The sequence below is a fragment of the Nostoc sp. LPT genome (assembly GCF_017115165.1).
GTDB lineage: Bacteria > Cyanobacteriota > Cyanobacteriia > Cyanobacteriales > Nostocaceae > Nostoc.
This window is the reverse complement of record NZ_JABXKF010000037.1, coordinates 1-26958: the sequence shown is the minus strand read 5'-3', so window position 1 is coordinate 26958 and position 26958 is coordinate 1. Positions and strand designations below refer to the sequence as shown.

At 41.5% G+C, this 26958-nt stretch carries 19 protein-coding genes and 3 pseudogenes; 8 read left to right on the top strand and 14 right to left on the bottom strand.

The window, feature by feature from the left end:
* Positions 1–29 precede the first annotated feature (29 nt).
* From HWQ58_RS08840 to HWQ58_RS08805, 8 genes and pseudogenes are all read right to left on the bottom strand, one after another.
* Positions 30–524, bottom strand: a complete 495-nt coding sequence (locus HWQ58_RS08840) for a hypothetical protein (RefSeq protein ID WP_292860531.1) — start codon at positions 522–524, stop codon at positions 30–32.
* A gap of 68 nt (positions 525–592) precedes the next feature.
* Positions 593–2890 carry a family 2 encapsulin nanocompartment cargo protein terpene cyclase gene (locus HWQ58_RS08835; RefSeq protein WP_292860533.1) on the bottom strand — a complete coding sequence of 766 codons (2298 nt, stop codon included), beginning with the start codon at positions 2888–2890 and terminating at the stop codon, positions 593–595.
* Between the two features lie 1150 nt (positions 2891–4040).
* A pseudogene (locus tag HWQ58_RS08830) lies at positions 4041–4193 on the bottom strand (IS4 family transposase); the annotation flags it as partial.
* 507 nt (positions 4194–4700) lie between these two features.
* Positions 4701–5105 carry a photosystem II protein Psb27 gene (gene psb27, locus HWQ58_RS08825; RefSeq protein ID WP_190240755.1) on the bottom strand — a complete coding sequence of 135 codons (405 nt, stop codon included), beginning with the start codon at positions 5103–5105 and terminating at the stop codon, positions 4701–4703.
* A gap of 283 nt (positions 5106–5388) precedes the next feature.
* Positions 5389–6069, bottom strand: a complete 681-nt coding sequence (locus HWQ58_RS08820) for a phosphatase PAP2 family protein (protein WP_292860527.1) — start codon at positions 6067–6069, stop codon at positions 5389–5391.
* Positions 6070–6416: 347 nt separating this feature from the next.
* On the bottom strand, positions 6417–7559 hold the full coding sequence (gene cofH, locus HWQ58_RS08815; RefSeq protein ID WP_292860524.1) for a 7,8-didemethyl-8-hydroxy-5-deazariboflavin synthase subunit CofH: 1143 nt from the start codon (positions 7557–7559) through the stop codon (positions 6417–6419).
* Positions 7560–8023: 464 nt separating this feature from the next.
* Positions 8024–9190: a hypothetical protein gene (locus tag HWQ58_RS08810; protein WP_292860521.1), complete on the bottom strand. Its 1167-nt coding sequence runs from the start codon at positions 9188–9190 to the stop codon at positions 8024–8026.
* Between the two features lie 264 nt (positions 9191–9454).
* Entirely contained in the window at positions 9455–9646 is a 192-nt protein-coding gene (locus tag HWQ58_RS08805) for a CbtB domain-containing protein (RefSeq protein WP_292860518.1), read from the bottom strand.
* Positions 9647–10347: 701 nt separating this feature from the next.
* Here HWQ58_RS08805 and HWQ58_RS08800 point away from each other — a divergent pair.
* The 5 genes from HWQ58_RS08800 (at position 10348) to HWQ58_RS08780 (ending at position 15898) form a co-directional block, all read left to right on the top strand.
* Entirely contained in the window at positions 10348–11373 is a 1026-nt protein-coding gene (locus tag HWQ58_RS08800; RefSeq protein ID WP_292860515.1) for a multicopper oxidase domain-containing protein, read from the top strand.
* 170 nt (positions 11374–11543) lie between these two features.
* Positions 11544–12584, top strand: a complete 1041-nt coding sequence (locus tag HWQ58_RS08795; protein WP_292860512.1) for a helix-hairpin-helix domain-containing protein — start codon at positions 11544–11546, stop codon at positions 12582–12584.
* Positions 12585–12740: 156 nt separating this feature from the next.
* The gene (locus HWQ58_RS08790) at positions 12741–13175 is read left to right on the top strand and encodes a ferritin-like domain-containing protein (RefSeq protein WP_292860509.1); all 435 of its coding nucleotides are present in this window, start codon (positions 12741–12743) and stop codon (positions 13173–13175) included.
* 168 nt (positions 13176–13343) lie between these two features.
* Positions 13344–14312 (top strand): FTR1 family protein, encoded by a 969-nt coding sequence (locus HWQ58_RS08785; RefSeq protein ID WP_292860506.1) that lies wholly within the window; start codon positions 13344–13346, stop codon positions 14310–14312.
* Positions 14313–14485: 173 nt separating this feature from the next.
* Entirely contained in the window at positions 14486–15898 is a 1413-nt protein-coding gene (locus tag HWQ58_RS08780; RefSeq protein ID WP_292860503.1) for an amidase, read from the top strand.
* 39 nt (positions 15899–15937) lie between these two features.
* Here the strand turns inward: HWQ58_RS08780 and HWQ58_RS08775 are convergent, their stop codons facing one another.
* Positions 15938–16876, bottom strand: a complete 939-nt coding sequence (locus HWQ58_RS08775) for an ABC transporter substrate-binding protein (RefSeq protein ID WP_292860500.1) — start codon at positions 16874–16876, stop codon at positions 15938–15940.
* A gap of 121 nt (positions 16877–16997) precedes the next feature.
* Entirely contained in the window at positions 16998–19937 is a 2940-nt protein-coding gene (polA, locus tag HWQ58_RS08770; RefSeq protein ID WP_292860497.1) for a DNA polymerase I, read from the bottom strand.
* Between the two features lie 553 nt (positions 19938–20490).
* Here polA and HWQ58_RS08765 point away from each other — a divergent pair.
* Together HWQ58_RS08765 and HWQ58_RS08760 are read left to right on the top strand one after the other, a co-directional pair.
* Positions 20491–21195 carry a PEP-CTERM sorting domain-containing protein gene (locus tag HWQ58_RS08765; protein WP_292860494.1) on the top strand — a complete coding sequence of 235 codons (705 nt, stop codon included), beginning with the start codon at positions 20491–20493 and terminating at the stop codon, positions 21193–21195.
* A 345-nt stretch (positions 21196–21540) separates the two neighbouring features.
* Positions 21541–22392, top strand: coding sequence for a Cof-type HAD-IIB family hydrolase (locus HWQ58_RS08760; protein ID WP_292860491.1), 852 nt, complete (start codon positions 21541–21543; stop codon positions 22390–22392).
* A 181-nt stretch (positions 22393–22573) separates the two neighbouring features.
* On the opposite strand, the gene HWQ58_RS38390 is transcribed toward HWQ58_RS08760, so the two are convergent.
* Complete coding sequence (locus HWQ58_RS38390; protein ID WP_366837609.1) at positions 22574–23035, bottom strand: DALR anticodon-binding domain-containing protein; 462 nt, start codon at positions 23033–23035, stop codon at positions 22574–22576.
* A 222-nt stretch (positions 23036–23257) separates the two neighbouring features.
* Positions 23258–23335, bottom strand: a pseudogene (locus HWQ58_RS38385) (hypothetical protein); the annotation flags it as partial.
* 486 nt (positions 23336–23821) lie between these two features.
* Here HWQ58_RS38385 and HWQ58_RS08750 point away from each other — a divergent pair.
* Positions 23822–24541: a Crp/Fnr family transcriptional regulator gene (locus HWQ58_RS08750; protein WP_012412419.1), complete on the top strand. Its 720-nt coding sequence runs from the start codon at positions 23822–23824 to the stop codon at positions 24539–24541.
* A gap of 79 nt (positions 24542–24620) precedes the next feature.
* On the opposite strand, the gene HWQ58_RS08745 is transcribed toward HWQ58_RS08750, so the two are convergent.
* Both HWQ58_RS08745 and HWQ58_RS08740 read right to left on the bottom strand, forming a co-directional pair.
* Positions 24621–25667, bottom strand: a complete 1047-nt coding sequence (locus HWQ58_RS08745) for a PstS family phosphate ABC transporter substrate-binding protein (RefSeq protein ID WP_292860485.1) — start codon at positions 25665–25667, stop codon at positions 24621–24623.
* 303 nt (positions 25668–25970) lie between these two features.
* Positions 25971–26903: pseudogene (locus HWQ58_RS08740) on the bottom strand (ABC transporter substrate-binding protein); the annotation flags it as partial.
* Between the last annotated feature and the right edge of the window lie 55 nt (positions 26904–26958).

The following is a 26958-nucleotide window of genomic DNA, read 5'->3' as shown; positions in this document are numbered from 1 at the left end:
ACTTCTCGCTGTGCTTGAGTCTCAAGCTCTTAAATACTAATTAGATAGTCAGGGGCCAAAACAACTTGATCGTCATACTTACCTGGGCCAATTTTATTTACCTTACCATGGGCAATCAGCAATACTTGATTAGCTTGTTGGCCTGCTCGTATAATCACATCTCCTGCGGCAAATTCTTGTTGCACAAATTGACTAGCCAAGGCGTTTAAGACCCCGACATCTTCAAATCCCCGCAACAAAGGTAACTCAGTGAGTTCTTGAGGAATGACCTGTATCTGGGACCCTGTATTGGTAAAGCTGACCCGTTCATCCCCAACCGTATAGGTTAAGCGACGGTTGACCCGAAAGCTACCACCCACTGCTTCTACCCAAGGCAGCAATTTTAAGAGCCACCGTGAGGTAATTCCCTGCATTTGGGGTTGGGTTTTGGTGGTCGTTGCCAAATTACGTGCCGCTTCCGTCTGCAAACTCATTGGCAATTGCTCAATTTGATTTTCTAGGGGAGTGTTTGCTGCATTAGTCATGATTAATCTCCATTGATAATATTTGTTGACAAGTGATTTGATTGAGCGTAATTAGAACTCAGATTGAGCTAACCTTTCGTTCCTAACAGCGATCTGATTTGCATAGCCGAAGTCCCTAACCCTGTTGGACTACTCAGTAAGTTCTGCACCACTGGTTGAACATTGGTTTGAGTTGTTTGCTGACCGACACTTGGTCTAATTTTGGTCGCGCCAGTGCCTAATCCTGTGGGGCCTTGGAGTAACCGCTTTTCTGACGAGTTATTCCGCAATTCAAATTCCTTATAGCGGTCTACCGCCCTATGCCATTTGAGTACCCCACACATCCACTGCTCTAGTTTCTTGATGTAACCGTGCAGTTTCTTACGGGCACTGGTATCCAGGTCGAAATCATCACACAAGATAGGGAGTTCAGTCGCAACGATATGTTGAAACTGAAGGGCACGGGAGGTCATCAGATCGTTAACAATGGCAACAGCGTGGGGAATATCGCAGTTCAGGAAATTTTGAACCGCCAGCACACCGTTATTAATCTCGCCCTCAAATTCGATTTCTTTCTGATAAGAAAAAATATCGTTCGTCAAACAGGCGAAGTCGGCGGCTGAATTATCAATTGCCTGCATGGTTCGGGTGGCGAAGACCTCTGGTGGGATCTCGTTGCCTTGGGAAAGTCGAGACAGGCTCATGGTTAGATCGGAGCCAAAGGTCTTACGACGCATTTCCACATAATCTATCGGGTCTGGAATGCGATTCTGGATCTGGTTAGCCAGTTCCCATAACCAACTTTCCGTCATATCCTCGATCGCCTGACGAAACTGGCGACGAGCATTAGCTGTCATTGGGCCAGCCGTCCGCGCCCAAATATCAGCTAAACCCCGTTCGACTGGGTTCGTTGCTTCGGGAATGGGATCTCCATCAAGGGGCATAAACGCTGATAGTCGAGCGTTGAAAACTTTTGCCCCTGCCATGTTGCGGCTATAGCCGTACAGTGCAGGGAAGTAGTCATCGGCATAGGTTCCCCAAACGAGCCAGCAAGCTGTGATATTCAATTCAGCACTAGATCCATTGGGATGAATATAAGCACCGCATAAAGCTACGTCGGCCACATCGAATTTGTGGTCATCCCAGATGTAAATACCTGGTATCCCTGGCAGTGTGTCCAGCATCCCCATTTGACGCGCCCATTCTTTAGAATGCCGCCGAGCCTCCTCTAGATGAGGATTCAAACTGGTGGAGAAAGGCATATAAAACTGCGGCAGTGTTACTGGCCCTACAGGCTGATAGGGAACATGGGTGAAGCTTTTGAACCGTTTTAGTCCCAAACTATCGTATAAGGCTCCTAAACGAGCCGCCGATGTACCTAGTCCAGTAGGACCACCTAAAAACCAGCTTGCTGTCGAAGATTTGTCTGATGTCTGGTTCATGTAGCGGCTCGATCTCATGTGCCACTCATGACCTCCCGACTGCCAGTCTTGAAGTCCTTTGGCATATAGGACTACTTTCAGACGCTCATCGGGACTCAGACTATATTCCTCGAACAAGGAAGGAAGCTCAGTAACAAAGGTGTTCTCGAACTGTTGCACCCTAGACGTTAGTAAGTCGTTAGTGAGGTTGGCCGCCTCTTGGGTACTGACATCGAGGAATCGTTCCAAGACCAGGATACAGTTAGCATTTTCTCCTTCTTCTTCCACTTCTCTTTGGTAAGAGAAGATGTCATTTCGCAGATGTACCCCATCAGAAAAGGTGTCTTTGAGGACACGCATTGGTCGAGTAGGGGCGATCGCAGCCGGAATTTCTGCCCCAACCGCGTGTTCCACTAAGTTAGCTGACCAGGGCGCTCCCCCCACCTTACGTCGCATCTCAATGTACTCAATGGGGTTAGCGACTCGATCCTGGCTGATATTGGCGAGTTCCCAAAGAGATTCTTTAAGAAGATTGATGGTACTCTCAGAAAATCGGATTACCCAGTCTTGCGAGGCATTGGGGATGGTGCGAGTCCAGAGGTCTACTAAACCCCGTTCTACAGCATTAGTGGGTTCTGACGGCGTTTTTTGGGGCTGCACAGGCATAAACGCTGGTAGTCCATTAAGGTACTTCTTAGCCCCGATTATATCTTGGGTACGCTTGTAAAGCTCAAGGAAGTGATCGTCGAAGAAAAATACCCAAACATACCAATCAGTTACCAGATTGAGCATAGGTTCATCTGCATCTGGATGGGTATAGGAACACAATAGTGCATAGTCATGGGCATCAAACTTGCGCTCATCCCAAATTCCATAATCTTCTGATCCCTCTGCCCCACCCAAAATTCCCATTTCATAAGCCCAAGCTTTAGAATGTACCCGTGCCGCTTCCAGGTTTGGGTTCAGCCGTGCCGGCTAAGGTACATAAAAACTCGGCAACTCAAAAGGTTGCTTACTTGAAGTCATTGTCCATTTAAACCTATCAGTTTAAGCTCAGTGTCTTAATTGAAGTCGTGTTGACAAAAAAGAATACATGCGTCAGTCGTCAGAATAAGCGTATGAATTCTGTACGAGTGGTGAGACAGCGCGGTCTTGGGGGTTTTCCCCATGAGCGACTGCCGTTAACGCAGCGTTAGCGAGTCATCGAGCGTCAGGGCGGATAAATAAATGGTGAAATACCACACCAAATTGAAAACTTGGTGGTCTACCCTTCTCTACGAAAGGCTGCGCCAACGGGAACCCTAAAGGCGAACAATCAGTGGTGGGTCTGTAACTTGCTTGCCATAAAGTATCCCCTACTAATTGATTCTGACTTCTGAATTTTGAATAGCTGAATTATTCTTCAATTTGACATTTGCGGTTAATCTTTGATGCATTGAAGTTACTCCTTGTAATTAAAAAATTCACAACTTAGTCTTGTCAAGTGGCTTGTTAGTGAAACTTTTATTATGCAAAAGTCTTAATAAATATATATTGATTAACTATCAATTGCTGCTTTTGCAGGACTAGGTTCACGTGCCGCAGCAACTCGAACCCACTAAGAAAATTTGTCATGCACCTTCAGCCAAGTATTATATTTGCTCTACTCCCAAAATAGCCATAAACAGTTATCTATAAGACAGTCTCAGCTTTATCAATAAAATGCAATGAGAGTTAAAACATTTAGTTATCATTAAGAGCTAATTTGTAAACTCAAGTAAAGTACTTGTCTAATAAGGATTTCAGTAATTTAAGTCAATACAGCACTTATTTACTGAAATTTAGACCTAGTAATGAATTGAGTACTCTTAATATTTTCTTTACGAATCAGATATAAGTAGACAGTTAAGAGAATAATTAAGTAGACACTTAAGACTGTATACATATCTGGATTCAAAGAATACTATTATTAGGATAGGTTCATGCAAATTTTTTATATTCATTGACTATTTACTACCTATCAAATTACAGCTTATCAACAGGATAATCAAGAGAAACTACAAAATATCCTACTTTTCCCACCTTTCACACTTTTTTACGTAAAATAATATTGTATTTAACAATACCATTGCTCAATTTACAAGGGTTCAACGCCCGTAGAAGCGAGATGAATACGTCCTAGAGAAGTAAGCTTGGTAAAAATCTGGGTTAATAAAATAGGCTCAGGGGTTTCTGGAAGCATTTTTAATATTTCATGAACATATCGAAAGCCACAGTAATAAGCTTTCAGGCTGGATGTATTGTGACAATAGATGCGATAGGCTGCCAAAAAGAGATAGTTAAGTTAATCACTCTAGCATTATGCCGACTACGTGATTACTTTAAAAAAGAATCAAGGTAATAGACATTTGTGGAATAGTAAGATTCCGAATTGGGGCACTTATATTACCACTATTATCACCAGAAATCCACGCGATGCCTGCGGCGGTTCGCAAAGCGACCATCGCATGATCTGAAATTAACGTACATCACCATATATTTTTGTCTTGTTCTCTACGATAAATATCTCAAACCCTTATTTTCTCCTATAGAGTAGGTGATTAGCAATCTTTGCATTTGCACCTTAATAGCTAGTCACAGCGAGGCTTTGATAGTTATCGGAGATGTCTAATCCAGAACTTAGGCATTAGACATAAAAAGTTTCTACTTCCTGCCTCCTGCTTTGACAAACAAAATAATCAGGTGTCACAAGTTTTGACACCTGACTATTGATGATGGAGTAAGCAATAATTAATAGCTAACCGCCACGTTTCAACGCCGTTTCTACCTGCTGCAACTCTTTCTCTAGACGATTTTTGAGTTTTTCAGGTACGGGACGATTTGGATAAGAGCTGTAGTGTCCAGCTAGGGAATTGAGGGCTGTTCGTATGGTTGTAAACGAGCCAAGACCAGAAACAGAGTTAACTCGCTGGTAACGAGCTGAAAAGTCATTAATTTTTTGACGCGCTTCTGCTTGAATTGCTGCTTTGTCTGGTGAATCTTGTGAAAGATCCAGAGCTTGTCTCATAATATTGACCACAGCTAAGGTGTCTTGACGATAATCCCCAGTCAAACTATCTGGACTGCCAGAACAACCCATTAAGCCGATAGCTACAACCAAAACCAGCGCAAGCAAACGCGACCAATAGCGCTTCATATGCATTAAGTAAAAGAATACGTAAATCAACGTCCATCCTATCTTGGATTGGTAACTTGGGGATCAATTGAATGGGGGGTGGGAAGTGGGGAGTGGGGAGAAACGCGATTAATCGCGTCTGTACTAGGGAGTTAACAGAACTGTTTCATTCCCTCAAAAGCACTCATCTACAAGCATCTTGGGCAAAAATCAGGTGATTAAAAAATCTGATTGGACAATTATTGTCGCTACATTTTCTTTACGAAGTTATGAAATTAGAGGTTGATAGGATTTAATCAACTAACTTTCCCTACCTCAATTTTTGCAATTTCAGCATCGTAATACATATCATCAGCCATAAAAAACCGACTCCATAACCTGCAATTATGTCTGTGGGCCAATGGACTCCTAAATATAAGCGGCTGATACCAATAGCAGCAATTAAAATAACTGTCAAACTGTAAATAATTTTGGCAAAATGAGGATAGTGAGTTGCCAATTCGTAAGCAATAAAACTATAGAGTACCATAGAACCTAGCGCATGACCGCTAGGAAAACTAAAAGATTTTTCAGAAATCAAGCGATGCCATAATTCCGGGCGAGGTTTACAAAAAAACAACTTTAGCCCTGTATTTAAAATTAACCCTCCTAAGCAAGCAAATACAAAAGCTTTTGCTTCTTCTTGATAACGTCGCCACCAAAGTAACAAGATAGTAATGCCTGCAACTACAACCACTGTACTAGGATTACCAATATTTGTAATAAACAGCATTAAATTATCTAAATTTGGATTGGCAAACTGATGTAGCCATAATAGAAAAGTAGTATCAAATTTAAAAGCATCTCGCTCCAAAACCTCCTCAGCCAGTTGGGCTAAAACAAAAAGTACTAGCAGACAACTAGCAAGTCCAACAATACCAATTGTTGCAATTAAAGGAGCTAAATGAGGATGTATATGACGCAACCAGAAATTAGAAATTTGTCGGAGCATACTTTAATGTTATTCATCATTAGAAGGTCTAGCTACCACTAGCTTTTTATATTTTAGAGTTGTGAACAATATACAAACTCCAAGTATTGACACAAGGACTATGGATGAGCCGATAGTACCAAAATCGAGGCCACCTTTTGCGTGTGGTTTTGTCATGATATTAACTATCTCTTTATGGAGACGACGCAAGCAAATCAGTTAAGCGTTGAAGATTAGCTCTTTTAAACTGACTCGTAAAATTTGTTTTTTCTCTCTGATTTCTCTGTGCCTCTGCGGTTGAAAAGCAATTTATTTAACTACAGAGACGCAGAGAACACAGAGTAATCAGATTGAAGAGGAATTTTTTTCTAACTCCTAATTTTCTGATAAAGAGTATCTCGTTGTTGGTAAGGTCTTGCTAAAGAAGCGATCGCAGTTTGTAAGGTTTCCACTTCCATACACGTACCACCCAAAGCACCTGCCATTGTGGTAATATGCTCTTCCATCAAAGTGCCACCGATATCGTTGCAACCCCAAGTTAAGGCTTCTGTCGCACCTGCAAGCCCCAGTTTTACCCAACTCTGCTGATGGTTGGGAATCCAATTACCTAAGTAAATCCGCGCTACAGCCCCTAATAGCAGTGCATCGGTTAAAACTGGTTGATCGCGTCCAACACGGCGACGTAAAGATTTGGGTGCTTCTTGGCCAACAAAGGGTAATAAAATAAACTCTGTGATCCTGGCTGGATATCCCTGATTGATGGCGGTTTTTTGGAGCGATCGCAATTTTTCTAAATGTCCAATTTGCTGTTCGTGGGTTTCAATATGCCCAGATAACATGGTGCTAGTGGTATGCAAGCCTAATTTGTGAGCGGTGCTAACAATTTCTAGCCAAGTGGCTGTGTCAATCTTCTCTTGACACAGTATCCGCCTAACTTCATCGTCTAATACTTCAGCTGCTGTTCCCGGCATTGAGCCAACACCAGCATCACGCAAAGCAGTAATCACCTCAGCATATTCCAGTCCGTCAAGTCTAGCGATAAATTGCACTTCTTGGGGAGAGAAAGCGTGTAAATGTATGTGGGGAAATTCCTGTTTAATGGTTTCTACGACTTTGAGGTAGTAGGGCAAAGATTTACCATTTATCTGCGCTTGTGGATTTAACCCCCCCTGCATACAGATTTCTGTCGCACCGCGTTGTACTGCATCTGTGGCCTTTTCCAAAATTTGCGCCGAATCTAACCAGTATGCATCGGCATCACCATCATCTCGACGGAAAGCACAAAAACTACAGTGTTGCTCACAAATGTTAGTAAAGTTAATATTACGGTTAATTATGTAGGTGACAGTATCGCCTGCTTGAGTGTGGCGGAGTGTGTCGGATGTAGTACGTATTGCTGCGATCGCTTCTGGCTCAGTTTGTTGTAACAATACCACTCCCTCTTCGGGAGATAAGTCGTATCCCATCAAAGCACGTTCCAAAATTGTTTCAAATGCAATTTTTGTCAGCATTACTTTCTTAATTTCTCGGTAAATATTAATTTTACGAGCTTGTAAATAATAAAATTCTACTTAATAAATATACCAATTTCTCGAAAATCCCAAGCTTGAACATAAGTTTTATCTTTAAAGCTATTGCAATCGCTTCCCTTGCCCAATCGCACTACCTTTTTATAGCTCAATATGTTTTAGTTAGCGCCAAAAACCTTAAATGGTGTTGGTTGGGGAGCCACTGGGCCCTTGCAGTTTAGTGACTTCAAGCAAGTAGTGTTTGAGAAACGAAACCCAACTTTTCCGGGGCTTTGTTGTGTTGCACTTTGCTTAACCCAACCTACAATTTTTCACAAAGCCAAGCGGATTGTTTTCTAGTTTTTACAACCTATTAAAAAAAAATAGTGTGGTTTCACCACAACTATTTTGATTGATTAATCTACATCTTTGTATTAGCAGGAATCTTTAGTAAAACTCTGATATTACTAATTTGTCCTTGGTTGTGGTTTTCGTCGATGTTGTATTAGCAATCCAATCGCCATGCCAATACCTACAAAGGCTGTAAAGTAAAATAAACCAATCAATCGAATGTAAATTGGTGGTGCGATCGCTTCAACTTCAACTTCTTGCGCTACCTTCACTGGTGTAAATTGACGGCTAGATCCTGGTAGAGGAGTTGCTTCCACCTCGATTTTGTGGGGTGAACCATCAAAAAACTGTTCAAGCCATGTTAACTTACCTTGTTCGTCAGGAATACCTTTGTAGTCAAAAACTGTTAAATTATGTTCTGTAGCGATCGCTTTTACCTGCAATGCTATATTTGCGGGCTGTCCGGTTGCAGCATCTTTCACCTGTAACGTTAAATTCGTAAGTTTTCCGACAGTTGCGTTTTTATCTCCCTCAAGGTTAATTTCTAATCCCTGAGATTTTTGAGATGATGGTGCAATAGCTTCGCTACTATTTGAGTGATGTTCGCTGCCATGAGCTTCCGCAACTTCTGCACTGATGTTGATAACTATTAAAGTTATTATAGCCACTACAGTTAATGCACTTAATAAAAGGCGGACTGACTGTGGTGCGATTTCTCCTTGTTGTAGTTCTTCTTGGCCGCCAATAATCCAACCACCCAACAATCCAAGCGATAGTAAGATAGCTGCGATCGCAACAAGATATTTATATTTGATTGGATTTTCGCGGATATTCAGATTTAAGGTTTGTTCATAAGCAGCAAAAGTATTTGCTACCAAAGGTGACACTTTAACTAGCAGTTGGTAATTACCACGGATGGGTAACATCTGCTGTATTTCTAGCTTACCATCAGGTGCAGTGGCATTTATTTGCAACAATTTTGTTCCCTCAACAATGGGGAAATCTGTTGTTAACCAAGGATTACGCGGCGGCGTCAAAATTTGTAAACTAATTTTGGCATTTGCTAAAGATTTACCCGCAGCATCAACAGCTTGTAAAGTTAAAGTAACAGGAGATTGTGGTTTTTCTGCTTCTGCTTCAAAAGGAAGAATACGTTCTAAAGGTGGGTTGGTGGAAAGTAGAACTCTGGATGTAGGAACTTGGGAATTTCCTACAAAAGAATAAAGAATTGACAAAACAATGCAAACAGCGCTGATAACTCCAAAAAGTCGATATTTTTTCATAAAAACTTCCGGTAAATGTGAAACTCATGTCATTTCTGCAACTGAAACTTTCATAGCAGTGCTTTTTACTCAGCACTCAGCACTCAGCACTCAGCACTGTTTTGGTGGTGTAGAGATGCTTTATTTATCATCTCTACAAAACCTAAAATTTATTTCCCAACAAAAACCCTGGCGCGAAATCTGCGCTATTTTAGCGTCGTAACTTTGTTATGTGATGTAGCAAAGCTTCATGCACCTAAAAATCTTGGCATTAATTATGATAATTTAGTGACATGCAACGCCTAATGTGTGGTGACGCGCTGAGTGTGCTGTGTCATGAACCGCAGGATAGGTAGAGAACAAAACAGTCCAGATAACTAAAGAAGATAGCAGCATATAAAGCGTTACCTGCACAGGCTTGGATAAGGTAATACCTGCGGTCTTTTGCAATAGTGAAATATGAGAAGAACTAGTCATTTTTGACCTCCTAATAATAAATTTGGGTAATTCATCAATCAAAGGACATAACGCCGCTTGATTGCAAAAAGATATACCATCAACTTTGTATTTGACAAGTGTGTATCAAATGTATTGTGTAATTCGACTTTAGTGAATACTATACTATCCTTTGACATCGACCGCTCGCGATGCAGAAATCTACACATAAAGTCCATACAAATAACAAAAGAATGACACATGGTTTGAAGTAATGACATTTTCAGCGTTGCTAACACGAAGGTAACAGATAAAAATTAAAAGTTCTCTATCAAGCATTCAAAATCCCTTGAATAAACGTGACTTATGTTATCCCTAAACCAATTAAATACCCTACAGATTAGCAACAGTTTCTTGCTTGCGTCCATATTCAAGGTGCTATTATACCCATTGTTTGTACTCTAAGTACTGCTGAAGCAATCAGCATATCAGGAATAGGCATGAAACAGTTAATTTTTTTTGAATATTATTTATACATAATTAAGCGTATAAATACAGTTAAAATTTAAAAATATTTTGTGAGAGTTTTTCGCGACTAAGTCTCGCTCGCTCTAGATTTAACAACTTAAACGGCAGTTTTGAAGCACTTCAAAATTATTGACAATAATTACTAATTCATCTAAAATATTAAAAGTAATTGCAAAAATGTTGCAATTATTTAGTGCTAACTGTAACTAAATGTCATGCCCAACAACTTCGCTCTCGGTAACGGAAAGCCGTGGAGCCGCCGTGAATTACTAAAGCTGGGGCTAGCAGGTGCTGGAGTAACTGGTGCAGCTGGACTTTGGCAGATGTTAAATCTACAAAGTAAGTCAATCGTCAAAGTGCCACCACTAGATATGGAAGCACCAGACGACGCTACTAACCCGATGAAGATGTTAAGGGATTTTGATTATGGGACGGTGAAGCAAGAAAATGGGCGGACTATCCGGGAATTTAAGTTAACTGCGGGTACTTCCATCATAAAACTTAATAGTGCTGTCTCTTACAACATTTGGGATTTAAACGGTCGCATACCAGGGCCAACGCTACGGGCAAAACAGGGCGATCGCATCCGGGTACTATTTCTCAACAACGCCGGACATTCTCACTCTTTGCATTTTCATGGCGTTCATCCGGCAAAAATGGATGGTGTTCGCCCAATCAGCAACGGCAAAGCCACAATTTATGAATTTGATGCTGAACCCTATGGCGTTCACCTGTATCACTGCCATATTGAACCAGTCACCCGTCACATCGCTAAAGGGCTGTACGGGATGTTTATCATCGATCCACCGACTCCCCGTCCCCCGGCTGATGAGATTGTACTAGTGATGGCTGGGTATGACGTGAATGATGATAGCCATAATGATTATTACGCTTTCAACGGTCTGCCTCACCATTACATGCATCATCCCATTCCTATTTACCAAGATCAGTTGATTCGGCTGTATGTCCTCAACATCATTGAATACGATCCGGTAGTAACGTTTCATCTCCACGCCAACTTCTTTGATGTCTATCGCTATGGCATGAGTATGACTCCTAGCGAAAAAGCTGATGTGATTACGATGGGTATGGCCGAAAGGCACATTTTGGAATTTGCTTTTCGCTACCCAGGTAAGTATATGTTCCATCCCCATCAGGATGCGATCGCAGAAAACGGTTGCATGGGTCAATTTGAAGTACTTACTGAGAGCAGCTCTCAAAATAATGTTAAAAAATCCTGACAATATTATCAGTAATTCGTAATTAATTCATGAAAATTTTAGGCAATAGTTGATAAAAAGTATCATTATATGCAACAGTAAAAGTTATGACAATCTGTCAAACAAACTACTTTTTAGTAATAGTTTGAAAAGTTTCGATTAATACCTTTTTAGTTGTGCGAGGAACAAAGATGATAAGACTTCGTTATATCTGTTTAACAGCAGCAGCAGCCGTAATAGTTACCTTGAGTTCCTGTAGCAGTACACCAACCGCAGAAAATCCATCAGCACCAGTTGCTAGCAGCACTCCAGCTACAGAGGCAGTAAGTGAAAACAGTCACAGTGGTCACGGTGGTAAAGAAAAAATTAACATTAACAGTGCAATATTGTCAGAATTGGATAAGTTTGAAGCCAAACTAGGTGTTCCGGCTTTATCCAACAAAATCCAGGCAAATCGTCCCTACGGTAGCCCAGAAGATTTAGTTACTAAAAAAGTAATTACTCAAGAACAATTCGACCAAATTAAAGACCAGGTTGGTGTTCAGGAAGTGGTACTCACAGGTGAGGCAAAAGATGTTGACTATATGTCTAAATTAGGCTTAATGAAAGGACATCTTTTGGTAGCACAAGAACTGCTGGATCAGAATCAGCCGAAACAGGCAGAACCTCATATTGGACATCCAGTTGAGGAGATTTACGTTGACGTAGAAGAACAATTGAATGAGCGCAAAGTCAAAGAATTTAAGACAACTTTGGTGAGTTTGCAAGATTTAGTAAAATCTAGTCCTAAGAATAGTAAAGTTAAAACTAATTTTACTTCTTCGATGCAAGCAGTTGACGGAGCGATCGCAGCTTTGCCAGCAGCTCAACGCTCAAAACCAGGATTTACGCTACAGGTAATTAATGAACTACTAGATTCAGCTAACTCCGAATATGGCGCTGCGATCGCAAATGGTAAAGTAACCGCGCCAATTGAGTATCAAGACTCCCGTGGTTTTGTGTTTTACGCCAATGAATTATACAAAGGAATTTCTAGTCAAGTAGCTCAAGCAGATCCGGAAGCACACAAAGCAATCGAAACTAGTTTTGCCGAACTAATAAAAGTTTGGCCCGCCGCCATCCCACCAGCAAAAGCAGTAAAAATTCCTAATGATGTTACCAAGCTAGTGAAAACCATTGAGGAAAACTCTCAAAAAGTGGTTGACAAATCCAATACCCAAGCACAGCGATAACACTTTAATTTAATGGGAAGTATAGGTTAAGGAGTTTAAAATGAGGAAATCATTAGAAGTTACGAATTACGTAGCTTGCTTTTCGCCTTTGGCGAGTATTACGAACTTCTAACTCCTAACTAATTACACTCCATTCGTTACTTTAACTTACAACTGATGCAAGAACTTGACCAGAAAAAGACTATTGACCTGCTGAACGCCATCATGGAATTTGAACTAGCAGGGGTAGTGCGCTACACACATTATTCTTTGATGGTAACTGGCCCTAACCGTATTCCAATTGTGGCTTTTTTTAAAGCACAGGCAAGTGAATCTTTACTTCATGCCGAACAAGTAGGAGAAATTCTCACCGGTTTAGATGGGCATCCCTCCCTGAAAATCGCCCCAATGGAAGAAACCTACCAGCATAAAGTTAAGGATATCTTGGCAGAAAGTTTATCCCATGAAAAAAAGGCATTGGATCTGTATAAAAAACTGCTCGACACTGTTACCGATGCCAGCATTTACCTTGAAGAATTCGCTCGCGGCATGATTGGACAAGAAGAGATGCATAATCTCGAACTGAAAAAGATGCTACGCGATTTTGGTTAATAGTCATTAGTCATAAGTCATTAATCATTGGTCATTAGTCAAAAACAAATTCAAAGGACAACTGACTAATGACAAAGCGCAAAGTCTGAGCGGAGGTTTCCTCCGATCAGAACTTTGTAATAGAGGACAACTGACTAATGACAAAGGACAAAAGACAAAGGACAAAAGATGAATTTTAGTACTGCTCTACCTACTTTTGTAATAACACTCCGAGAAGGAGTAGAAGCTGCCCTTGTTGTTGGTATTGTGCTAGCTTTGCTCCAAAAAGCTAAACAATCCCGACTCAACTCTTGGGTATATGCTGGTGTCGGCGTTGGCATTGTCGTCAGTGCCTTAATCGGTGTGCTATTCAGTTGGATAATTCAAGTACTGGGAGCACTTAATCCTCAATACACCTCCGTAGTTGAGCCAGGACTAGAAGGTGTGTTTAGTGTATTAGCGATCGCAATGCTCAGTTGGATGCTAATCTGGATGACCAAACAAGCCAGATTTATGAAAGCTACAGTTGAGGGAGCAGTAACAGAAGCCCTGACACAAAACTCAAATGCTGGTTGGGGTGTTTTTACTTTAATTTTAGTTGCCGTTGTCCGCGAAGGCTTTGAAACTGTTCTGTTCGTTGCAGCTAATTTTCAACAGGGATTAATGCCAGCATTGGGCGCTGTTGGTGGTTTGATAGGGGCAACTGCTATTGGAGTGCTGCTATTTAAATGGGGTGTCAAAATTAACATCCGCCAGTTTTTCCAGGTAATGGGCGTTTTATTAGTGTTGATTGTCGCTGGGTTGGTAGTTTCAGCCTTGAAACATTTTGACGACGCTGTGGCTAACCTTGCTCTTAGCAGTCGTGCTACAGAAAGCCTTTGTTTCTATTACGAACGTTTTACAAAAGTCCACTCCTGTATTTTGGGGCCAATGGTTTCCAATACTTCCACAATCTTGCCTGACGAACAGTTTCCTGGCATTATTCTCAAATCTTTATTTGGTTATAGAGATAATCTCTATCTTGTACAAGCAGTAGGATATGTGGCATTTCTACTCACTATTGGAGGACTGTATTTCCGCAGCCTTGGAGGTGCTTCTCCTAAAGGTAAAAAGAATATCCCCTTTGCTCAAAAATCGATTAATTCTGCAAAAGATTAAAAGCACAGTCAGTAGCCTCGTTCCCAGTCTATGACTGGGAATTGCCTTAGCGATCGCTTACCATCCAGCATTGGTTTGAAGATTGAGTTGTGAGACAAACTACGGTAAGTTGATAGATATACCGAATTTATTTAACCAAGAACCGATCACAAACCATTTTTTCAATCCTAAATATGTCAGAGATTGCTGATTTCTCGGCTTCTAAGCTTTTGTCGTTATATCGCGATCGCCAGTTGTCACCAACAGAAGTAACCAAAGCTGCCCTAGAGCGGATTAATACTTACAATAGCCAAGTTAATGCATTTGCGATCGTTGATCAAGAAACCGCTCTTGCTGAAGCCCGTGCTTCAGAAGTGCGTTGGCTGAATGGAAATCCTCTTGGCTTGGTGGATGGTATACCCTTTACCGTTAAAGATTTACTCTTAACCAAAGGTTTGCCAACTCGACGAGGCAGTAAAGCGATTTCTTCCAATCAACCTTGGCAAGAAGATGCCCCTGCGGTGGCTCGTTTGCGCGAACAAGGAGCAGTACTACTAGGAAAAACCACAACCTCAGAGTTTGGCTGGAAGGGTGTAACCGAAAGCCCCCTGACTGGAATCACCCGCAATCCTTGGAATACAGATTTGACTCCTGGAGGAAGTAGTGGTGGGGCAGCTGTTGCTGCTGCATTGGGAATGGGAACACTCCATCTCGGTACAGATGGCGGCGGCTCGTCAAGATCACCGGCAGCCTTAACAGGAGTGTTTGGTTTGAAACCCACTTTTGGGCGTGTTGCTGGCTATCCATCAGCCCATACAGGAACTTTATTTCATATTGGCGTTCTGGTTCGCACCGTCACTGATGCCGCAGTCATGATGAATGTTATTGCCCATCCTGATGTGCGGGATTGGTATGCTTTATCAGGTGACAAACAGGACTACACTTTTGATTTAGATAAAGGTGTTGCGGGACTGCGGATTGCTTACAGTCCTAACTTTGGCTACGCTGATGTCGAGCCAGAAGTAGCTGCCTTAGTTAAAGCCGCAGTTGATATTTTTGCCAAACTTGATGCTGTTGTTGAAGAAGTCGATCCTGGTTTTGCAAATCCCCGCAGTATTTTCCAAACCTTCTGGCAAACTGGTGCAGCCAAGTTACTGCGAGGCTTTAGTCCAGAACAACAAGCTGTCATTGAAGAAGGCTTGCTCTCAATTGCCAAAGAAGGCGATCGCATCACACTAGCAGAATATCTCAGCGCCCAAGATGCTCGTGAAGCATTAGGACGACAAATGCAACGCTTTCATGAAAACTATGATTTACTGATTACTCCCACCTTACCTACAGTTGCTTTTCCAGTTGGACAAAACAGACCCCAATCATCTATCGAGAATCCGCAACGTGATTGGGCACCTTTTACCTATCCTTTTAATCTCACACAACAACCTGCTGCCTCTGTACCTTGTGGCTTCACTACAAATGGTTTGCCTGTAGGAATGCAAATCGTTGCTGCGAAATATAGAGATTTACTGGTATTGCAAGCAGCTAAAGCTTACGAAAGCATTTCTCCTTTTATTATGCCATTGGAATTGAATACAAATGTTGTCAAGTAATTAACGTAAGTTTGACTGCGACGTTCTCCTATTATTGAGTTAAGTGCCCTGTGGTGCAAACAACGCTTGCTTAAGCTGCTGACAAGCCTTTTCTATTGCATCTATACTACCTGGATTTACCAAACCAAAATAATCAAACACATAGACTCGGTTATTTTTAGTTGCTTGCAGCTGCTGCCAAAAAGCTTCCTTTTTCAACGAATCTAAAAGCGCTGCTTCTAAATTCCCTTGTGGGGGATTAACCGAAATTATCACCTCTGGATTTGCTTCTAAAACTTTCTCAGCTGAAAGCGTCACATAGCCAGGAATTGGACTTTTTCCTTGTAAATCTGCTGCTATATTTTTCGCCTGGAATTTCGCTAGTAAATTTCCTGCCCAACTATTTTTATTCGGCGCTAAAATTGGTTGACGACTAACCAGCACTAGAGTAGAAAAACCCGGAGTTGGCTTCTTTGGCAAAAAAGTTTTGTAACGATTTAACAAAGGCTGAGGATCAGCGTCAATTGATTTAGCAAGTGTTTTAGTAAGTTCTTCTAGAGATTCCCAGTTATTATTCACCTTAGTGAGAAAGGTAGGAATTCCTAGCTGCTGAAGTTTTTGAATTGGGATGTTAGAAAAACCTTCTACACCAATAACTAAATCTGGTTTGAGTGCTACCACTTTTTCTAAATTTGGTGGACTTTGCCCTTCGCTAACGCGGGGAATATCTTTGAATCTTGAGTCATTCTTAAATAATCTACTACCAGTAATTCCAACAATTTTTGTTTGATCGAGTCGAGAGATAATATCAGCCGATAGAGGAGAAAGAGCAACCACTCTTTTTGCTAATCCTTTTGGTAATTGCTGAGAGTTCGTGTTAGTCGCCCTAGTGGTATTTTCCACTTTTGTTTGTAGTTGCTGAGTATTTACAGTGGTGCAAGCAACTAAAACTATACTCAACAAAATTGCTAAAGCAGGTAAAAACCAACGACGATACATATTAAAATTCCTTATATAAGTAATAATAGAAAAATATTAATGTTTGTAATTCGTAATTACTAACGAGGTTATCGGTTTAATTACAAATTAGTAATGTAGTTCTTCCAATCTCTAGTTAAACTTATTTGGTCTCCATCCAATTTTCACCAACACGCGCCTCTACCAATAACGGCACACTCAACTGTACTGCATTTTCCATCACCGACTTAATTTGTAGTTGTAATTCTTCCCACTCATCAGGGGGAATTTCAAACACTAATTCATCGTGAACTTGCAACAATAAACGCGCCTGATAGTTCTTCAAAACCTCATGTAATCTCACCATTGCAATTTTGATAATATCAGCGTTGGAACCTTGAATTGGTGCATTAGCAGCGGAACGTAATAAACCTGCATCAAAAGCACCCAAATTCTTCAATTTACTCAGATCGATATCTTCAGGATTACTACCTTTTAATTTGCGTAAACTGTTATTAGTAAAGTCAAAATAACGACGACGACCGAAAATAGTTTCTACATAACCAAGAGCGATCGCTTCTTTTTTTACTCGCTCCAAATATGCAAATACTTTCGGATATCGTTCATTAAACCGCTTAATGAACTCGTTGGCAACGGTCTTATCTATCCCAGTTGAACGTGAAAATCTTAGAGAACCCATTCCATAAATCACACCAAAATTGATAGTTTTTGCCATCCCTCGTTCTTCTGATGTGATATTTTCTTTTTCAAACACTAACCGCGCAGTAACAGTGTGAACATCTTCATTTTGCTGATATGCTTGCACTAATATCGGCTCTTGACTCAAATGAGCCAAAATCCGTAATTCAATTTGTGAGTAATCAGCAGCCACCATTAACCAGCCAGGTTCAGGCAAAAATGCCTTGCGAATTTGGCGACTAAAAGCTGTACGAATGGGAATATTTTGCAAATTCGGATTAGAAGAAGATAACCTACCAGTTGATGTTGCTGCTTGATTAAAATCAGTATGTACTCGCTGGGTATCTGGACGCACTAATGCAGGTAATGCATCAACATAAGTAGACTTTAATTTAGACAAGGTGCGATACTCAACGATCGCTTCAACAAATCCAGTGTTATCATCTTCTTGAAGTCTTTCCAGTGTTGCTGCGTCTGTAGAGTAGCCTGTTTGAATTTTACGAGAATGTCTGGTGCTTAACCCCAATTTTTCAAACAGAATTTGGCTCAATTGCTTAGGAGAACCCAAGTTAAAATTTTCCCCAGCTATTTCAGTTGCTTCCTGTTTTAACCTGGCTAACTCAGTTTCTAAATGCTGCGAAAGTTCTTGTAAATAAGCTGAATTAATCCGAACGCCTGTATATTCCATTTGGGCTAAAACAGCTTCTAGCGGCTGTTCCACTTCCACTAATAGCTTAGATAAAGCTGGAATTTTCTCTAGATCCTCACGCAGTTTCGGCACTAAGCCAAAGGTAGAATAAGCATCCATACCGCAGTAATCTGCGACGGCGGGAATATCTATATCAGCGATGGTTTTGCCTTTAGGAACTAAATCTAAATAACTTTTAGCTATCAATCCCAAATATCGCTGTGACAAATCCATCAAATTATGACTTGAATCGGGATTTAGAATATAACTTGCCAGCATAGGATCAAACACCACTCCCGCCAAATTAATTCCTTGACACCTGAGAACTAGGCGGTCAAATTTGGCATTCTGTAAAGCTTTGGGATAATCGGCACTTTCGAGAATTGGGCGTAATGCTTCTAACACCAAATCTTTATGCAAATTTTCCCCAGTTTTGTGTCCCAGAGGAATATAAGCTACCTCATCTGGTTTCGTTCCCCAGCAGCAGCCAATTCCTACTAACTCTGCATCTCTTGGTTCTAAATCAGTGGTTTCAGTATCCCAAGCAACGGGAGTTTCTGGGTTAGTAAATTTTTGCAAAAGTTTCACTAATTCAGTTAATTGGGCTTCGGTATTGATGATGCGTGGTGTAATTGGGGAAGTAGATTGTTGTGGGACTGCTGCTGTATCGCTAGCACTGAAAAACCACAAATCATTATCTTCATCAGCGCTAAATTCTGAGTTAGTATTGGGATTACTTACCTCTGTTTTGGCTTCTTGGTTTTCTTCGATTTTGCCCCCAAAACGTTCCTGAAGGTCGTTAATTTTGCCTAAAAAAGACTTAAATTCTAACTTTTCTAGAATTGGTGATAATACGTTTGTATCAAACCCTTTTAATTTGCAATCTTCTAAATTAAATTCTATAGGAACATCTAAAACTATGGTTGCCAAATAGCGAGACTTCTCGGCATCTTCTTTACCGACTGCCAGTTTTTTCTGAGTTGCACCTTTAATTTCATTTAACGCAGCATAAACATTCTCAAGTGAACCATAGGTATTCAACAGCTGCACTGCTGTCTTTTCTCCAATTCCCTTGACCCCAGGAATATTATCTGATTTATCACCACAAAGAGCTTTGAAATCAACAATTTGTGAAGGTAAAACCCCCATCTTCTCTTTGACTTGTTCTGCTTCAAATTCCGTGATGCTATTTGTAGACCGCTTTAGGGCATCTGGACTAAAATTCAGAACAGTGATTTCTTTGTCAGAGTCGATTAGTTGAAATAAATCGCGATCGCCAGTCAGAATCTTCACTCTATACCCAGCCGCAGTTACTCGTTGTGCTAAGGTTCCCAAAATATCATCAGCCTCATAACCGGGGGCAGTGAAAAAGGGTAGATTAAAGCCATTCAGCAACTCATGCAGGTTTTCTAAGTCGGGAATGAAATCTTCTGGCGTTTCAGGGCGATCGGCTTTATAAGTATCGTCAGCTTCGTGGCGAAAAGTTGCCTCAGCCAAATCAAAAGCGATCGCCATTGCTTGAGGCTGTTGTGTTGCCATTACCTCCAGCAGGCACTTCACAAAACCAAAACATATACTGGTAGGAATGCCTGTTTTGGTACGCAGTCCTCCATCTCGCCCTTTGGCGAAAGCAAAGTATGAACGATAAGCCAGCGAGTGCCCATCTACGAGGATGAACGTGGGGCGTGTTGCAGTTGCAGAAGTGATTTCAGACATAGCCCTATTTTAGCCAGAAGCTTTGTCACATAGTTAGCAATTTCAGATGCTCGTTTAGCTTGGCTTTGGTAACAATAGCCGAGTTTTTGCGTACCAATCGTTTTCGCGTATATTTTTAAGCAAATTCATGTCTACGCATTTACAACTTTAGTACAGAAGTCAAGTAGAACCACCTTTTGGCAGGGATACCAGCCCAATATAAGTACATGAGTATAAGCATAATAACTAGATAGTAACTATATCCCTAACTTATCACCAGAAATCGGGGATCTATCTCCTGAGCCTTTTATGTTTAATTAGGTTGACTAGCTTACATCTCAGGAACCAACAAAAACTAGCTTAATATTTCGACATAATATTACCACCATCAAAACCTCTTTGCCTTAACAAAACTTTATATATACCAATCAAAAAGTCTATTTATCGAAGGAATTTAAACATAATAACTTTACATAAAGTTACGTGTATTTATCAAGACTACAAGCAAAGTTTCAGAGTTAGAAATAGCTTAGTAATCCTGTAATGATTCGTTTCAGAAAGGCATCTTCTATCCATGACAACAAAACTATTCAACACTCTAGCTGCTGCCACAACTTTGGCAGGAATTGTTGCAACATCTGGAGCAGCTAATGCAGCTTCTCTCTCCTACACTAGTTCCACTGATTACGATTTCACAAATATCATTGATGCACCTCTGAGCGTCCAAAAATTTGACTCATCTCTGGGTACACTCAAGGGTGTAACGATAAGTTTTACTGGCGACTTACTTGGAAATGCAGGTTTTGAAAACAGGAGTCCAACCGCGACTCAGGTGACAGTAAATCTTGCTAGTCAAATCAGTTTAAAACTAAATAATCAGTCTCTCTTTGCGCTCAATCCACAAGATATCTCAAGTTATCAAGCTGCTAAATATGACGGTAAAACTGATTATAATGGCACCTCTGGAAAGACTATTCCTAACTTAACTGCCACACAATCTGCTACTCAGTCTTTCACCAATACCCAATTTTTGCAGTCTGTCACTGGTAATGGCGACATAAACTTTTTGTTCTCAGCTTTAGCCAACTCAGTAGTTACGGGTTCAGGCAACATGAGATCCTATATTGATACTTATGCCAAAGCAGGTATCAAAGTAACTTATGACTACGATGAGGTGAAATCAGTACCTGAATCCTCTGCCACACTGGGAATTGGTTTAGTTGCTGGGCTTTGTCTATTGTCACAACGCAAAAAAAGCTGGATCAAGATGTTTAATTAATAGGCTTTCTTAAATAGGTAAGTTTTTCCATTCTATCTATCAAGCAGGCTCTCTAATTTAAATAATGAAAAAACCCGATTCTCGAAAAAATCGGGTTTTTTTATTGCGCTTATATCCTCACGGTAGTAGTCTGTCAAGTTTAAATTGATGGGTAAGCAAGTTCGTAGTAAGGACTTTAGTCCTTAACTTTCTAAGCACTAAAGTCCTTACTACAAACTTTTCATTACTAGCTTAGACATTGTAGTAAGGAAATTGGATTGACTAGATATGCCAATTTTTTCTACCACTCCCTACTAATCGCTAGAGCCTGTTAACCTCTTATTGGAACTTAAAATCTAGGAAATCATGCAGAAAGCATCTACTGACAATCAGGCTGCTGCAAAAGACATTAAACTACTAGTTTTGGATATAGATGGCACGATCGCTGGACACTCTAACACCATCAGTAAACCTGTAAAGCAAGCTATTATTGCAGCCCAAGCACAAGGAATTCAAGTAGCGATCGCCACAGGTAGAATGTATTGTTCAGCCTTGCGCTTTCACCAAGACATCGGCTCTACCTTACCATTAATGGCCTATCAGGGAGCCTGGATTCAAGACCCAATCACCCAAAAAGTTCATCGCCATTGGGTTGTTTCCAGAGAAATTGCCCACCAGTTACTCGACTATTTTGAAAAGCCTGAGTTGCGATCGCTTCTATCTGTTCACTTTTACATCAATGATCGGCTATACGTCCGTGAGTTAACCAGAGAAACCGAAATTTATGCAGAACGTTCTGGTATTATTGCGATTCCTGTGGGTGATTTGCGTCAAGCCTTAACAAATGAACCGACAAAAATTCTTGCTTTGTGTGATGACACTGACTTAATCGATAAACTATTAGGAAATTTGCGCCGCCAATACACACCCGCTGAACTTTATCTGACGACATCTGTTGCTACATTTTTTGAAGCAACTAACGCCTCTGTAAATAAGGGAACTGCTGTACGTTACCTAGCCGAAGAATTGCTGGGATTACAATTAGCCAACGTTATGGCGATTGGCGATAACTTCAATGATGTGGAAATGCTGGAGTATGTTGGACTTGGTGTAGCTATGGGCAACGCACCAGCAGGAGTGCAAGCGATCGCTAAGTGGGTAGCTCCTAGCGTAGAGGAAGATGGGGCAGCAATAGCAATTGAAAAGTTTTTGCTGTAGTTGAAGGCATTTTTTCAAATCTAACCCATACAAATCAGAAAGGACACCGACGACTGGCCGTGTTTCGTCTCGGTGCCCCTGCTGGTTCGCTCCTCACACACCTGCTAATGTATCCGAGGTGGTGCATTGAGTCAATAGCTATATAAAAAGTTTTTATTTTTGCCTAAGCGACATTACCGATTTATAACTCCAAAGGCGCAAAAACCCCCAGATTTTCCTCTAGGACAAATTTTAATACTGACTGAGTAGCCATGAGCAATCCGAGTCTAGCTTGGGCCAGTTCTGGTGACGTAATTTTCACCTCACCCCAAATCCGGCAATTAGACCAAAACTTTTCAAAAGCTTGGCTCAAATTCAGCGCTACTTTTTCCCATTTTACAGAACCGCTAACATCAGGGCACTCTATGTTGTCTACCACTTGTATTAACTCGCCAATTAGACGACGCTCATCTGGATGATTTAGCCGTAGTGTTCCGTCGCAATTAAGCCAAGGTAGAGGATTAGGAAAAATAACATCCCAAAAAGCTGGACTAGTATTTGGAACTGGTTCTCTAAGTTTAATCAATCCCTCTCGATGAGCCAGAAGCACTAGCGAACAGCAGCGTGCATGAGCATATTCAACAGCAAACAATGAATTGGGCATTGGGGATTGCGAAAGAGGAGGCAGGAGGCAGGAGGCAGGAGGCAGGAGGCAGGAGTTCTTTAATTTTGAATTTTGAATTTTGAATTTTGAATTGATTTCTCCCTCTCCCCCCCAACTCCCAACTACGAGACTTTGTAACCAAGTCGCTAAGGTTGAGTGAGTTAATTCAAAATTTATCCAACCAGGGGGAACTATTTGGAGGCTAAAAACGTCCTCGCCAATCCCTGATAAATCTGAAGCGATCGCACTGGCAAGCTCCATCGCTTTTCGATTCTGAGATTTTGATAGTCGCAGAGACACACTTGAGGTATAGAAAATTCTATTGTCATCTCTACCTTTATATAGAGGAATTTTTTCGTCTTTTATGCATCTATTTTCTTGCCTGTAAGTATCAATGCTTATTGATTTTATTATATAACTATATAATAGCTGTTTGATTGACGTATATTTGCTAACTGGTAATTTATAATGCACGTAATATTAATTAAATAGTCATGTAAGATATATTTGTTACATTTTTGCCATCTATCTTGCGGTATAAATTTAATTTAGATGAAGAAAAATGAGAAGAGGATAAAATTTGATGAATAATCGATGAATAGTAAGTAAACTTTACTACCACCATTGTACAGTAGGAAGTATAACAAAAGAGTAGAGAGTAATTTGCTTTCTATTCTTTGGATTGGCTGGCGCTGTTAGGCGTTAAGCCTGCCTCGTCAATACAAAGACACTCCTTGCACCCTTTTATTTATGTCTTTGTCTTCAGCCGAACGCTCTTTGTTACCTATGCAATCTCCATCCTCCTTTTCTGAGGCATCACGGCCTTTTTTGACTTGGCAACGCATTCTTGACTGGGCTCAAGAACACTATCGCTGCCGCACCTTTAGCAAAGATGAGCGCATTCCAGCCCGGCCTGGATTGCTGTATTTGGTGCAAAGGGGTGCGATCCGTATGGTAGGAACCGCCCAAGTTAGTGCGACTGCCAGTCAGCTAACGTCTCGACGAATCAACAGAACTCCAGAAGAAGCGTTCTTGGGTTTTGTGGGAGCGGGACAGCCATTTGAAATTGTTGCTCAGTCACCATTCACGCTCCAGGCTTACGCCCATGTCGATCAAACTGCGGTGCTGTGGATGTACTGGCATGATTTAGACAACTGGCCTCACTTCCGTCGCGAAGTTATGGATGCCTTTAGGTATCAGCACCAGCGTAAGCTGCTGTGGCTGAGTGCCTTGGGACAACGCCGCACAATTGACCGACTCTTAGGATTTCTTACATTGTTAATTGAGGAATATGGAGAGCCAGCAATGAGCGACACTGATCCTGATGTGATTCGCGGTTATTGTCTGCCCTTTCCCCTCACCCATGCCCAAATTGGTAGCGCGATTGGTTCTACTCGTGTCACTGTCACCCGCTTGATGGGTAAGCTGCGTCAACGTGGTTTAATCCTGACTCAAGGCGATAATCTAATATGCTTGCCAGCAGAGTCGATTAATAGAGCTGGTTAAGGTACAGTTCAGAGCGGCGATTTCCGCCACTCTGTTTTGAGTGCGATGGGCTAGACCCCACCACAGGCAATCGCTCTTGTCAGCGAATTTTCACAAACCCCGCTTGGGTAATCAGTTCCTGTCCCTGCTCAGTCAGCAGTAAGTTGGCGTAAGCGACACCTGCTTGCTGCTCAGTCTGACCATTCTGTTTGACCACCACAAACAGATTGCGGGTAATCGGATATTTTCCTGATTGGAAAGCCTCAATGTTCAACTTGTTCCGTTTACCAGGACATTCAGACGGGAGAACAGAAGGTTCTTGGTATGGTGCAATGTATTGCCCTTGCGTGCGCCCCAACAGCAAGGCTTTGATTGAGCATTGAGGAATCACCTCTGGGGCAGAAGCGTAGTAGATGCTACCAGGACTATCAGCCAATTTTTGCAAGGCTTGGGTGGTTGTGGAGATAAATTCTACATTGGAGCTGAAAGCTTGACCACCCAAGATGTCTTGGACAAAAAGTTCGACAGTACCGCCATCGGCAATGCGGCGGGAATAGGGCTTAATCGGGATATTGGGGCCGCCCACCTGGCTCCAATTATTGATTTTGCCTATGTAAATTGACTTTAACTGTTCTACCGTTAGTCCTGGGATATTCAGGTTGGGGTTAACTGCAACCGCTAAACCATCAATTGCCACAGGAATTTGTTTCAAAGTAAACCCACGCTGCTGGGCACGGCTTAATTCTTGATCTAGAACTGGTCGGGAGGACTGGGCAAAGGCTAGTTGACCATCTATCAAGGACTGAATGCCAGTACCAGAACCAGGAGATGCATTGCTGGGTTCTACATAACGCAGCCGTAACTCTGGCCGCGCGGCTTGAATTGCTGGATCAACTACTAATCGAATTGGTGCCCAAGATGTACTGCCTCCGTAATTGAATAATCCTGTAGGAACATCCTTTACTGAAGTGAAAGTATTGCCACTAGGTTGTTCCGATCGGGTTTGGGGCGTTTTGGTACTACCAGAATTAATTGTATTTAGATCGACACCAGATTTTTTAGTAAACCACCAAAAACCGCCAGCTATTAGCCCGACGGTGATTAGGATGGATAATACAAGAATAGTTGTTTCATTTTTTTGGGACATAGTACAATTACCCGCGCGTCCATTCAATATAAGTGCTTAACTTGATAAGTGCTTGCTACTTGAGATTGTATTTGGAGGACGGGTGTTTTCTTAAAAATGCAGACAAATCCTCACTTCTGACTACTTTAGAAACCAAGGTATAATAAATTTCCCCTGGATTATTCGTCTCTTTTCTCAAGGCTTGAGTGTTGGTGAAGATAAGTTGTTAGTTGATACTAAGATTTTTCCCCATAAAACTCAATTTCTCATCTTGAGAGGTTTTCCAGGTTAACGATTGGTTAATTTTTAATTTTTTATTGCTGATTAACGCACTGGTTCAAAGTCATAACCAGTGCGAGAGCGAGAACCAGGAACAATTTTTACAAGTTGGACTGGCGCATTGCGATCGCCTGATGCTAAAAATCGAATTGTACCAGAAGCGCCAGTGGCAGAAAAGTCAGATGACAAGAGTGCTTGTTGGACTCCATCTCGCGTGGGATTGCGTTCTAATGCCGCAATTAGAGCTACAGTGGCATCATAACTGAGGGCACTTCGCCAACTTACATCAGCACCCCATAATTGCCGCGATTTCTGGGGAAAATCTGATTTAGGATCGCCATCAATATGCCAGGGAACTGCCACAACCATCCCCACAGCTTGTTCTCTACCAATTTCCAAAGTTTTAGCGGTGTAAATATCATCTCCCCCCAGTAGAGTTAACCGTTTCTGGTTAATCTGAACTACTTGCAGCGCTTTATCCAAAGTTTCAGTGTTAGCAGCTAACATCAATACTTCTGCACCTTGCTTCGTTGCTTGTTCTACGCTTTTAGCCGCACTAAAATCCGCCCTAGATAAGTCAAATTCGCTGGCTACCTGTCCACCCTCTAGGGAAACGGATGAAACAAACTCTGACTTTAAAGACTGGCTATAGTTACTCTGAGAATTAAAGAAAACCACTGCATTTTTTTTCTGCAAGGTTCTCACCATATAGTTGGCTAAAGTTCTCGCAGCCATAAAATCACTGGGAACTGTGCGAAAAACGTAGCGGCTAAAGTTAGAAATTTTGACAGATGTACTGGTGGGAGATATGGCTACAAGTTGTCCAGAAGTATAGATTGCACCTGCGGCTAAGGTGGAATCGCTGGTATTCGGCCCAACTACACCCAATACTTCGGAATTGCTGACTAGGGTAGAAGCAATTTGCTTGGATATTTCTGGATTGTCGTCATCGTTAGCTATCCCTACCCTCAACGGTACGGGAGCATCCCAGTTTTTTGCAAAGAGGGGGAAAATCAGTCAGGATAAGTAAGAC